Annotated in this window: 12 protein-coding genes; 3 read left to right on the top strand and 9 right to left on the bottom strand. The window is 38.5% G+C overall.

Translation table 11 applies throughout. The annotated features are described in order from the left end of the window. Positions 1-252: 252 nt before the first annotated feature. On the top strand, positions 253-1530 hold the full coding sequence (locus ACRPLY_RS13510; RefSeq protein ID WP_028412876.1) for a polyamine aminopropyltransferase: 1278 nt from the start codon (positions 253-255) through the stop codon (positions 1528-1530). A gap of 83 nt (positions 1531-1613) precedes the next feature. After that, entirely contained in the window at positions 1614-2348 is a 735-nt protein-coding gene (locus ACRPLY_RS13505) for a polysaccharide deacetylase family protein (protein WP_099000462.1), read from the top strand. A gap of 28 nt (positions 2349-2376) precedes the next feature. Here the strand turns inward: ACRPLY_RS13505 and ACRPLY_RS13500 are convergent, their stop codons facing one another. The 8 genes from ACRPLY_RS13500 to ACRPLY_RS13465 form a co-directional block, all read right to left on the bottom strand. After that, entirely contained in the window at positions 2377-3048 is a 672-nt protein-coding gene (locus tag ACRPLY_RS13500) for a DUF421 domain-containing protein (RefSeq protein ID WP_028412875.1), read from the bottom strand. A 115-nt stretch (positions 3049-3163) separates the two neighbouring features. After that, the gene (locus ACRPLY_RS13495) at positions 3164-3925 is read right to left on the bottom strand and encodes a M15 family metallopeptidase (protein WP_367077075.1); all 762 of its coding nucleotides are present in this window, start codon (positions 3923-3925) and stop codon (positions 3164-3166) included. 156 nt (positions 3926-4081) lie between these two features. After that, positions 4082-5149, bottom strand: a complete 1068-nt coding sequence (locus ACRPLY_RS13490; protein WP_325077519.1) for a TolB family protein — start codon at positions 5147-5149, stop codon at positions 4082-4084. Between the two features lie 25 nt (positions 5150-5174). Beyond that, positions 5175-6644 carry a sensor histidine kinase gene (locus ACRPLY_RS13485; protein ID WP_028412872.1) on the bottom strand — a complete coding sequence of 490 codons (1470 nt, stop codon included), beginning with the start codon at positions 6642-6644 and terminating at the stop codon, positions 5175-5177. Next, positions 6641-7333: a response regulator transcription factor gene (locus ACRPLY_RS13480; protein ID WP_028412871.1), complete on the bottom strand. Its 693-nt coding sequence runs from the start codon at positions 7331-7333 to the stop codon at positions 6641-6643. The genes ACRPLY_RS13485 and ACRPLY_RS13480 overlap by 4 nt, the downstream gene beginning before the upstream one ends. Positions 7334-7454: 121 nt before the next feature. Continuing rightward, positions 7455-7646, bottom strand: coding sequence for a hypothetical protein (locus tag ACRPLY_RS13475; protein WP_165573212.1), 192 nt, complete (start codon positions 7644-7646; stop codon positions 7455-7457). Positions 7647-7794: 148 nt separating this feature from the next. Further along, positions 7795-9306, bottom strand: a complete 1512-nt coding sequence (locus ACRPLY_RS13470) for an FAD-dependent monooxygenase (protein WP_228123010.1) — start codon at positions 9304-9306, stop codon at positions 7795-7797. A gap of 35 nt (positions 9307-9341) precedes the next feature. Continuing rightward, positions 9342-10517, bottom strand: a complete 1176-nt coding sequence (locus ACRPLY_RS13465; RefSeq protein WP_028412869.1) for a YhgE/Pip domain-containing protein — start codon at positions 10515-10517, stop codon at positions 9342-9344. Between the two features lie 193 nt (positions 10518-10710). On the opposite strand from ACRPLY_RS13465, the gene ACRPLY_RS13460 reads away from it, so the two are divergent. Then, entirely contained in the window at positions 10711-11319 is a 609-nt protein-coding gene (locus ACRPLY_RS13460; protein ID WP_325077520.1) for a TetR/AcrR family transcriptional regulator, read from the top strand. Positions 11320-11360: 41 nt separating this feature from the next. Here ACRPLY_RS13460 and odhB read toward each other — a convergent pair whose 3' ends face one another. Continuing rightward, entirely contained in the window at positions 11361-12656 is a 1296-nt protein-coding gene (gene odhB / locus ACRPLY_RS13455) for a 2-oxoglutarate dehydrogenase complex dihydrolipoyllysine-residue succinyltransferase (protein ID WP_014459542.1), read from the bottom strand. Between the last annotated feature and the right edge of the window lie 13 nt (positions 12657-12669).

Here is a 12669-nt window from a genome sequence, read left to right as displayed (position 1 = left end):
GAAATCCTGCATACATGAAGCCTACGTTCATCCTATCAATGAAAAAATTCGAAAGGTTTCGATTTCTACTAAGAGTATGGATTGATTGTTCGGCTCTTCCTTCAACGAAAATATGTTTGCCTAAACCGCCTTTCTATGTGATGATAACTAGTTATTTCCCGAAAATATTTATAAACTAACGTGCTTGCGTTTCCTTTTTCTGAAAAATTTCATAAGATAGTGAAAATAATGCTCAGAAAGGAGGCTGAAGTAGTGGATATTAAAGGCGAACACTTGCTAATGGATGCGTTCGAATGCGATGAAGTGATATTAAATGATCCCTCACTTTTAAGGCAAATTCTTATTGAAGCTGCACTAGATGCAGAGATGGAAGTTTTGCACTGTTATTTTCACCAGTTTACGCCCCACGGCATTACAGGCATTCTCGTATTAGCTACCTCTCACTTGTCTATTCATACTTGGCCGGAGGAAAACTACGCTTCATTAGATTTTTATACGTGCGGAGACAAAGAAATAATTGAAATTGGTTATGCGTTGCTGAAGCAATTAGCTTCAAAAAAAGCTGTTGTATATTCAATTTCTCGCGGAATTCAACACGTCGAAACGCCAACAAAAAATCGTCAGCATGCTGAAAGCACTCGTCTTCTCGATCGTGGAGATGACTCAGATCACGTTAGTCTACAGCAGATCTTATCAGGCCAGCATGACATTTTGTTTCATCAGAAAAACAGTATTCAAGATATTCAGCTGATTAAAGCATCTGATATTCGAATGTATTTGGATGAACAGCTGCAATTTAGTTCATTGGATGAACATGCGTACCATGAAGCTCTTGTACACCCTATCTTTGCAGCTTCCTTAAGTCCTCGCCGCATTCTTATTCTGGGCGGTGGAGATGGTTTAGCTTTACGAGAAGTCCTTAAATATAAGAAAGTTAAAGAAATAGACCTTGTGGAAATAGATGCTGACGTTGTAAATGCTGCGATGAATATAAAAGAATTAAAGAAGTTAAATCAACGCTCATTTGAAGATTCTCGTGTCACCGTTCATATTCAAGATGCTGTTGACTACCTCTCTTTGAATTCAGCGTTTTATGATATTATCATTGTCGACTTTCCAGATCCTACTAACAAAAAAATAAGTGCTCTTTATACAAAAGAATTTTACGAACTTCTCCAACGTTCACTATCGCGCAGCGGCTTGGTCGTGTGTCAGTCAAATTCTCCTAGAGACACACCTATCGTTTTTTGGAGCATTAATAAGACGATGAAAGCTTCTCAGTTTTATACGTTGAGCTACCACACCATTATTCCCTCTTTTGGAGATTGGGGTTTTCACATCGGCTCGAAAACATCTTTGTCTGCCCCTATACTCTCTACTGATGTTTCATCTACTACGCTGCCATCAGACTTTACTAAGTTAATGCGTTTTTCTCCTCATTCTCTTTCTAAAAAACAGTTTGCCGTTGTGAACTCTGCTGAGCACTTGGTTCTGCATAAAATATTTAAAAAAGAAGGCTTATATTTGTAAAAAAGAAAGCTTGGCTTATACATTCCTTTTCTTTTGACATACTAAGATAGTCTCGTCATCACTGCGCGTTAGAAAGGATTGTTATGAGAAAAATTTCGGTTTTTGTTATCTTATTGCTAACTGTTATTTTCCCTTCCCCCGCTTTTAGCCAAGTGAAAGTACCTATACTGATTTACCACTCTATTGATTCCTACACAGGCCACGGGGAAAAAGAACTGTATGTGACACCTGAAAATTTTGAGAAACAGCTTCTTTATCTTAAAAAGCAAGGATATACGCCGCTAACATTTGAAAAATGGCAGGAGCTGAAGCGTGTAAAAAAGCCTATATTTATCACATTTGACGATGGATATAAAAATAATCTTACTATCTTGCCTATTTTTCAAAGAGCAGCCAGCCCTCAGTTTCATCCAGCGGCTACAATTTTTGTGATTTCAGATTTTATTGGCCGTCCCAACCGTTTGTCTCCAGCGGATCTAAAAAAATTTGTTGATTCAGGATTTTTTTCTATTCAGTCTCATACCGCTACTCATCCGGATTTAACTAAGACGAAAAATTTATCCTATGAGCTAGCTGAATCAAAGCTGAAAATTGAAGCCATCACGAGCCAGCCCGTTATTGCTCTTGCTTACCCTTACGGAAAGGTCAATAGCCGCGTAGTCGAAGAAACAAAAAAGAATTATACATTTGGTCTTTCAACGATTCCAAAATTTTTTACTGAAAGTGGACAAAAAAATGAAAACTATCTTATTCCCCGTCTGTACGTCACGTATTCTACAACGATTGAGGATTTTGCTAAGCTATTAAAAGAAAGCTAAAAACCCTTTCCTTAAAAGGAAAGGGTTTTTAGAATTTTGTTATTTCTAGTCCTCGCTCTTGCTGCCATTCAGCATAAAAAACTTCGCTGTATTCCTTTATTTTCTTGATTGCCAGCTGTTTTTTTAACCACTTTTCATCTACGTTTGCTTCTTTCAAATTGCCAGGCACTACTTTTCCATCCATGATTAAAGCAATAGGTAAATTAGTTTGAGAATAAGGGATGTTTAAATCATTTTTCGTCGGAGGGCCGAATTCATGTTTAGGAGCGACGCTCACCTCTCCATTCGTTTCTAAAATGACATATTCTGCTTCATACAGTGAAAAATACCCTTGCTGTCTCATTAGATGCTGAAGCTGATTCAAATCCAAGTTGTTTTTCTTAAGCTCTTTATAATGAATTTTCCCTTTATAAATAATCATTGAAGGCTTGCCTTCAAGAACTCCCCTAAATCCTGTAAAGGTTTGAGATAGCTTTGTCACTGCGTAAATCAGAAGCCCCCAAATCAAAACACTATAAAGAATTTCAGTTAATTCTACTCCTTTTTCAAGAGCTGCATCCCCCACAATATTTCCCAGGACAAGCGTTGTAATAAAGTCAAACGGAGTAATTTGAGCAAACTGTGTCTTACCTAAAAGCTTCAGCATAATAAATAGCGCTAAAAATCCACATATCAGTTCAATCGCAATATCTTTATACATCGATACCCTTCCTCTATAGCAAGCATGTTATAGTATCAGTTTGTATCATATGTGAGAGTGATAAACCTGACTTTTCATTTTTCTTTCCTTCGTTTTCCAACTATAGAACTTTTGATTAAGCTTTTGTCTTACTTGCATAGGTTTCTAACGTTATATATTGATTAAAAATGGATGCGGCTGCTTTTTTTCCTACATATCTAAGGTGCCATGGTTCGTATTTATAACCGGTAACTTCTTCTTCACCTTGAGGATATCGAATAACGAATCCGTATTGATACGCATGTTTTGAAAGCCAATGAGCTTCTAGTGTATCAGCAAAGCAGTCTGCCGCAGCACATATTCCCTTTCCTCCTGTGACATCGATTGCTAGTCCCGTTTCGTGTTCACTCGTTCCTGGGTAGGCGCTATAAGTGCGTGCTTGTTCTTCACCGTCTCGCTTTGCGTAAAATGCAAAAAGCTCTTTTTGCCGCTCGTGAGATCGATAACCAGATACGCCAAGTAAGCTGATCCCCTCTTTTTCCGCGTCTCGAAAAAGTTCTTCAAGCGCTTGTGCCGCAGGCTTTCTAAGCATTCGTTTTTCTATTTTTTCGTTAAAGATAAACGGAACGTCGGCATAGACTAAATCGGAAGGCTGGTAAGATTCAGGAAGCTGATGCTTTTTATTAACTAAAGCCGTAACCGATTCTGGATTGGCTATTACCACTGTTTCGTCTACATTAGATTTCATTAAAGATGAAGAAGCTGATGAGCTTTCTAGTTTTTGAGCCTGTCCATTTTTTGTGAATTCTCCGGCAGGCTTTGATGAAGAATTGCTTGTGCCGCACCCTGTTATCATCAGCGCAAAAGCTAAAGAACAAATAAATAAAAAGTATTTCATGATGTCTTACTCCTTTCACATGGCTTTTGATACGCTATAAAAGCCTGTAAAGAAAGAATAAAACATAAATGTTTCTGTCTTTTATTCAGTTGTTTCAAACTTGTAAACACTCTTAAAGAAGTTTAGTATGCGTAAAAAAAAGACTGCCTAAGCAGTCTATTTCAAAAAGATAATATACGTATGAACTTGATTTTGCGTAAAGCTCGATGCAACTAGTTTATTTCCTGATTGACTCCAGGCAAGCTGATCAGCGGCATAGTCTAAATTTACGTTTAAGTGTGTAACATCTCCTGTTAATCCATCTGCTATGAATATCCCTTTATCTCCCTCTTTTTCAGAAATGAAATTATAAGCTAATTTCGAACCGTCGGGAGACCAGCTGACACCAAAAATTTGAGTGGACAGAGCAAGCTGAAAGGCCTCTGATCCTTTTAAATCTGTGATAGACAGCGTTCTCGTTTGAGCATCTTTTTGCTGAACGAGCGCTAATTGCTTTCCATTTGGAGACGGGATAATAGAAACCACATTATCTCGGATTTTTTCAGGGTCCGTCTGTTCGTTATGAAGAAAAAAAAGCTGGTTGTTTACACCAATATAATAAATGCCACCTATCCCTTTAACTGCATCTAAGATTCGATCGTCTCTGTGCAATAGAGGTTCTGCTTTTCCTTTTACATTTGCTTTAGAAAGCTTTCCTTCCATTGTAATAAACATTACTTCTGAATTATTAAGCCACTCTCCGCTTGATGGGTAGAGAAGAACATTCTTGATTTCAACTGTTTTTTTTGTTTGAACGTTCATTATATAACCAAATGTATCTTCGCCTTTTGCAACTTTATAAAAAAGATATTTGCCATTTGGAGAAAGCTTCGCCGCATGTTGAATTTCATTGCTTGGATGCAACACAAAAGTAGACTTTTTTTTTAGATTATAAGTAGCTAAATTCTGCGCATATACCTCTTTGGGACCGAAATCGTGCGACCGAAATTGTTTATTTTCTTGACTAACAATCACTGTGTTTTCATTCAAAAATTGAAACGCTCTTACTCCGTTAATATCTTGAACGTCTTTCACTTCTATTTTTCCATCTTGATCTACGTGGTCCAATACAGTAATTTTCTTGTCTGGTTTTTCAACCGTTTCTCTATGACCTTCTCCTTGGCCGCATGATGCTAAAATAAGAAAAGTGCTTGCGATATATATCATTAATCTATACCGTTTCAATAACGGTTCACTCCTTTTAGCTAACTCAGTTCTCGTTTTTTAAAGGAAACGACACTTTAAAAGTTGTCCATGTAGAGTCAGAATGATGCAGCTTGATAACACCGTTTTGTTTTTCAGTTAAATCTTTGGCTAATGCTAAGCCAAGACCTGTTCCTCCGGATAAACGCGACCGATCTTTATTTACGGTGAAAAATGGTTGGAATAATTTCTCTTCTGCTTCGGGTGGAATTCCTATTCCGGTGTTGGCTACATCTACAATGATAGAATTCTCTAAAGTATAAGATGCTACTTCCACTTTTCCTCCGGGTTCATTATATTTAATAGCATTGTCAATTAAATTAATAAAAATGTGTATTAAGCTTTCGCGATCAGCCCAAACAACCGCTTCTTTTATATTTGTATGAAGAGTCAAATCAAATTTAGCAGCTTTTCCTTTCATACGATCGCATATGTCTTCTAGAAGCCGTTTCAATTCAACTTGCTCTGGTCGCTGCTCGAAATCATATTTCTCAAGTGCTGAAAGCTTTAAGATTTTATCCACCATTTCATGGAGGCGATTCGTTTCTTTACGAATGTTTTGCACACCGTCTTCCATAAGCTGAGGATCATCTCGATACATATCAAGTAAGTCAACATAAGCTTTGATCGATGTTAAAGGCGTCTTAAATTCGTGGCTGATGTTACCGATAAACTGCTTTTGCTGCTGTTCGAGAGACTGCAGTTTCGAAATGGCGAACTCAAGCTTTCTTTTTTCTTTATTCATTTGATCGATGTTTTTTTCAATCGACGTACTCATAAAAAACAAGCCTTGACTGAGCTCTCCGAGTTCATCGCGCCGTTTGAAGGGCACATCAGTTAAATAATGGCCTTTTCGAATCTGCTGTGAAGTTTTTTGAAGCGTAGCGATGAGAGAAGCAATGCGATAAAAATAAGCATAGCCAATTAAAAAAGCTGCTGCCGCTGCAATCGTTCCCCCCATACGAAATAAGTGCCTAATGTCAGCTATAAACTGCTGATTATTTTTTAGGGAATGGTCAAAACGAAGGACTCCAATAAATTGATTCTCGATTGACACAGGTGCAAAGTAAATAAGGGAAGAACCCGAGATTTGATAGGCTATTTTTCCTTTCAAAGCATAGCTAAGCGTATCAGAAACATCCACATCTTTTTGGCCGATGGGAATAGAGCTTCCTGCTTCCTGTCCTTTTTGATTATATAGGACTGTTTGCATTCCGCTTTGTGATGCAATTGAAGATGCAAGGCGCTGTCCTTTTTGCTGAAGAAAGGAATCTGTATTCAGAGACGGGTCACCTGTTACATAACTTTGATGAATCGTTTGCTCCGCTGCTTTGCTTTTTTGAATAAGTTCACTTTCTAGCTGATCACGCTGATTGGTCTCAATTCCTTTTAATACAAGTACGCTCAGTACGGTTACTGTTAAAATAATTAAAAAAGCAAGAACGAGTCCCATCTTAGCTTTTAGGCTGATTTTCATTCATTGATTCCTGCAGTCGCTTTATATCCAACCCCGTATACCGTTTGAAGCAAATAAGGCTCTGCTTCTCCTACTTTTTTTCGAAGGCGCTGCATGTGAATATCTACCGTACGTGTACCGCCTGCATAATCCATTCCCCAGACAAGATCTAGTAAATCTTCTCGTGTGTACACTCTCTCTAAATTGGCAAGCAATAAAGCAATAAGATCAAACTCCTTTGGTGTAAGCTTAACTAACTCATTGGCAACATGTAACGTGCGCTGAATTAAGTTCACTTTCACTTTTCCCACCGTGATTTCTCCCACAGCTTCAGGCGCTTCATTTTTTTCTATTCGCCGAACAAGTGCTTTAGCTCTAGCTACAAGTTCTCTTACATCAAATGGCTTGGTCATGTAATCATCAGCGCCTAACTCTAAACCTAGAACTTTATCGACGATATCATTTTTAACCGTTAACAAGATAATCCCCATTCCTCTTCGATTCTCAAGTTTTCGGCATACTTCATAGCCGGTTAGTTTTGGCATCATCACATCTAATATCATCACGTCAGGTCGAAAGCTTTTTACTTTTTCAAGTGCTTCTTCACCGTCAGATGCTGTGTCTACAATATATCCTTCGCGCTTGAAAGCGTAAGATACCGCTGTGGCAATACTTTTTTCATCATCTACTACTAAAATCCTTTTATTCAATGTATCACGTACTTTCATTTGATATTTCTCTTCGTCTATCTTATCAAACAGCTTTAGCAAAAACATCTCCAAGTTGTTTCGAAATTGTAAACAAAAATAAAGAGATTGAGACATAACAAAATCAATTCAATCTAAAGACGCACAAATGAGATAAAGGAGGCTTAGTATGGAGCGCTTTTGACACCGCGGTTGATTTCCGTGCAAGGCTTCGCTTTCCGCGGGCGGCCGCTGAGCCTCCTCGTCGCTTGCGCTCCTGCGGGGTCTCACCTGTTCTGCTTTTCCTGCAGGAGTCTGCGCCTTGCCCTCCAATCAACCGCTTGAGTAAACTAAACAGATGAAATCTACGTTTACATGACCATAAAAAAATCCGAATAAAGTTGATTTTCCTTGAAGAGTCTCGATTCATCGATCCAATTTTCTTTCAGCTAAAATCATGTTGTCTTAGCTTTTTATTAGCGTTATTATTCATTTGTAAAAGGAAGGATTTTATGAGTATTCAAATATTGATAAAGAAGCTCTATACGCTGTTCGCTGCTAATAAAACCGATATACCCGTCCGGTCTAATAACATACAGTGCATCTTTTTGAAGCCCTGCTTTCTTCATATAGGGGTTCCAAGAAAACTCATGCAAAGAGAAGCCTTTTTCTCTCATGCTCTTTTTTAGCTTCTGTGCTGCTGTTCCATAGACGTGTATTTGCCAGTTTAAGGACCGTAAAGATTCAAAATTCCCTTCCACATAAGGTAACCGATCACCACTTTGCACATTTGTCCCTTGTCCGCTGCTTAGGTTACTATTTCGATATTTAATGCGGATTTGAGATAAAATTGTAAATGCTTTGTGACGGGGATAAGGAAAGCGAAATAAAAAGGATAGTACAGGCGGAAAGATATGCTTTCTAAAAAATTGACTCGTTTTATCTCTTGCCACCATTCGCTTGAAAGCGCGATCAGTTGTATTTACAAGCAGCTCTGCAAAAGGTAACCTTTCTTCTTCGTATGTATCTAATATGGAAAGTGCCGCTTTGTGTTGAAGGACAGCTGCTAATTTCCATGAAAGGTTGATTGCATCTCCAATTCCTGTGTTCATTCCTTGGCCGCCTGCAGGACTATGAATATGGGCTGCATCTCCACTTAGAAAAATACGCCCTTGTCGGAAACGACTTGCTACTCTGTGATGGATATTGTATGTTGAGAACCAATTTATATTTTCAATCTCAGCACCAAATGTTTGTTGAAGAAAAGTTTGAATATTTTCAGCTTTTATATCGTTTTGATCCAAAAGAGCTGAAGGAATAATGCCGATCATTCGATACGTTCCTTTACTTCTAACAGGCATACAAATCAAAAATTCTTCATTGCTAAATGAAATACTGATTTTTTGATCCTTCATCACTTCACCAGAGCCGTGAACATCCATCACATAAAAATGCTGTTTATATTTTTCTCCTTTAAACTCTATATTCATTTGTTTACGAACTGTACTGTGTGCTCCGTCACATCCACAAATATACTTAAAATAAGCGGTTTCCTCTTGCTGGGCTTTTAATAAAGTTTTTATCCCTTCTCCGTGTTCAGCTAGAGATAGTAACTCCGTCTTCCATTCTACTTCAATCCCAAGATTTTTTAATTTTTCAAGCAGAAACCGCTCGTGGTCGTCCTGTGGAAATGTAAGAACAAAAGGAAAAGGACTTAATCCTTCTCCTAAAGATCCTAGATGAACTTTTGCTTTTATTTTATTCTTTACTCGGACGTATACATCTTCCATCTTAATCCCGCGGTCTATGACTTCATCTGCAAAACCGAACTGCTGATAAAATTCAAGGGTTCGCGGTAAAATAGCCATTGCCCGGGAGGCTTGCCCAGGCCCTTCGTTTCTATCAATAATTCGAAAAGAAATGTTATGTCTTGCTAAATTATAGGCCATCACAAGGCCAGTAGGTCCGGCACCAACGATTAGGATTTGTGGCTTCATCATTATCTCTCCTTCTCATTCAGTTGCAGTATCTTTTATATTGAGCGAGACTTCTCTTTTTTTACAGAAGATGCAGGTAAAGCAGAAGCAAACAGAGCACACAAACTTATTAAAGAGATAAGAGCTAGAGCAGATACAGAATGATTCCATGTCAGATGTTCTCCAAAGAAAAATAGTTCTCTTACGCCATCTACCATAAACCTCATTGGCAGCCATGGATAAATCCACTCTCGATAAAAATCAGGCATAATTTCTGGGGCCATTGGAAGCAGCGGTGCGCCAAAAAATAGAATAATAACGAAAATCGGAAGTCCCTTTAGTCCTAACCATGAAAGTGCGGCTGATATCAAGGTGAAAAAACTGAAGTAAGCAATAGCTAAGAATAGTGCTGTATCCAAAAATGAAGGAACGCTTATTCCAACTACTTCAGCTAGCCACGCTAGCCCGAAACCTGCAGCTAAAGCAAGTGTAGCACCAATGATTACGAACCCTACTTGATTAACAATTTTCTCTTTGCGAGAAGAAAACGTGATTTTGTGGATGCTGAGGAAGACAACTGCTGCCCCTGCTATGCTTGCCATCCACAGCGGCTGAAATAATGAAACGGGGGCATTTCCGTTGACACTATGAGTCCCTGTTTTATTGACGTTTATCACTGTCTTTTGAATCGGTACAGCGAGTGCTAATGCTTGGTTTGCACTTAGTTGCGTTCCGCTTTGTTCAAATCTTTTCACTAGCTGCAAGCGCATATTTTCATTCATCTGATCAACTGCTCCGTTTAGCACCTGACTGGCTAGTGTTGAAGCAGCTGTATTCATTCCTTGATTCACTAACAATCTAATAGCAGGTGCCTCAGGCTGAGCCGTCTGAAGAGTCACCTGTTTTTTGGTGAAATCTTTTGGAATGATAAGCGCTCCGTAGTATTTTTGATTATTTAACCCTTTTTCAACTTCTTTAGTAGTTGATACAAAAATCCATTTAACCGAAGACTGTTCAGCGCTTGAACTCTTCATATTTTGTTTTATATGATCTCCTATATTTACCTTACCCTTTGCTGGAACTGTCATTCCTTCGTCGGCATTTACAAATGCGATTGGCAAATTCTTAGGTGCTTGGCTTACTGAAGGAATTAACGTTAGGGTAAAAATGAAAATAACTGCTACCACTATAATTGGTGAAAGATATATAAGCTTTTGATTACTTAATTTCATATAGATATCCCCTTCTTTAAGCATATACACGTTGACGGAAAGATAATGTACATGCTGTTGATTAGTGATCACTATGTAAATTATAATAAATTTACCTGCATTCTCAATATGCAATAATCATGGGAATGTCGCTTACTTAACACAAAACACATAACTGTTCATTATTAAAGAAAAAAGTAGGTGTTTAAAAACTGTGGGGAATTCAAAAACAGATCGTAGAATTATTCGAACGAAGAAATTTATCCGAGATGCTTTAACAGAATTAATGGAAGAGAAAGGATTTGAAGGCGTAACGGTCAGAGATCTGACGAAAAAAGCCGATATTAATCGAGGAACTTTTTATTTACACTACCAAGACAAATACGATTTGCTTGAAAAAAGTGAAAATGAAGTCATTCAAGAGATAAAAGAATTTATCAAAAAAGCAAATCCAAATGAGATTGTATCTGCTAATTTGAAAGAACAGCCTTTGCCGTTTATTATTGCGCTTTTTGAATATATTCAAGAGAATGCGCGTTTTATGCAGGTTATGCTTGGTCCAAAAGGCAACCCTGGCTTTCATCTTAAAATTAAAGAAGTTATGAAAACCAATATACTGGAAAAATTAGGGCTCATGGATAGTAAAACGCCTCCGCTTGTTCCACTTGAACATTTAATGTCTTATGTAACGTCAGCCCATCTTGGCGTCATTCAGCACTGGCTAGAACAAGATATGAAGCAGTCACCTAGAGAAATGGCTCTGACACTCGCTAGCATGACTTTTTTGGGTCCTGCTTATGTTGCAGGCATTAAGCGAACATAAAAGAACCTGCTATTCTCTCGGAGAATAGCAGGTTCTTTTTATTAACCTTCTAGTAATAAAGATTCTGGATCTTCTAATAGTTCTTTAACAGTAGCTAGGAAGCTTACGGCTTCTTTGCCGTCAACGATACGGTGATCATAAGAAAGTGCAATGTACATCATCGGACGATTTTCGATACGCTCTTCATCAATTGCTACCGGACGAAGCTGAACTTTGTGCATTCCTAAAATACCAACTTGAGGCCCGTTTAAAATTGGTGTAGACATTAATGAACCGAATACACCGCCGTTTGTAATTGTGAACGTTCCACCTTGTAAATCTTTTAATGCTAATTTGTTGTCGCGCGCTTTTTTCGCTAAATCAACGATAGATCCTTCGATACCAGCGAATGTTTTACGGTCAGCATCACGTACAACTGGAACAACAAGACCGTCTGGAGCTGACACAGCAATACCAATATCATAGAATTTTTTAATTAATAACTCGTTGCCTTGAATTTCAGCATTTAATAATGGGTATTTTTTAAGTGCTGCTACTACTGCTTTTGTGAAGAATGACATAAAGCCAAGTCTTACGTCGTGCTGTTCAAAGAATTTGTCTTTGCGTCGTTTGCGAAGAGCCATAACAGCCGTCATGTCTACTTCGTTAAACGTTGTCAACATAGCCGCTGTTTGCTGAACTTCAACAAGACGTTTGGCAATTGTTTGACGACGACGTGACATACGTTCGCGTTCAACAGGTTTGTCGCTATTTTCACTTGCCGCTGGAGACGGAGATACCGGGTTAGCTGGCTTACTTGCTTGTGCCTGCTGTTTTTGCTCATTTGATTTTTGATCTGCATATGAATCAATATCATGTTTACGCACACGGCCAAGAGGATCAGTAGTTGGTACTTGATCTAGCTTGATTCCACGTTCTCTTGCTGCTTTGCGAGCTGCAGGAGAAGCAATCAGCCATTGTTTTTGATTTCCTTGTTGAGGCGCTTCAGCTGCTGGCGCTACTTCTTCAACTGTTTTTTGCTGAGCTGGAGCAGCTTCTTGTTTTGGTGCTTCTTCTGCTGGTTTTTCTTCAGCTTTTGGTGCTGCTGGTGCTGAAGCTCCTTCTTTCGCTTCAAGACGTGCAATTGTTTCACCAACTTGCACTGTGTCGCCTTCGCCAGCAAGAAGTTCTGTTAGCACACCAGAGTCTTCAGCTGTAATTTCAACGTTAACTTTATCTGTTTCAAGTTCAACGATATAATCGCCTTTTTCAACGAAATCTCCTACTTGTTTTAGCCACTGTGCAACTGTTCCTTCAGAAATTGATTCTGCTAATTCCGGTACTTTAATCTCTCCCATGGTTCATTCCCCT

It is taken from the genome of Priestia sp. TGN 0903, assembly GCF_050846855.1.
Taxonomy (GTDB): Bacteria; Bacillota; Bacilli; order Bacillales; family Bacillaceae_H; genus Priestia; species Priestia zanthoxyli.
The sequence above is the reverse complement of the archived record's forward strand: the minus strand, read 5'-3'. Positions and strand labels throughout refer to the sequence as shown.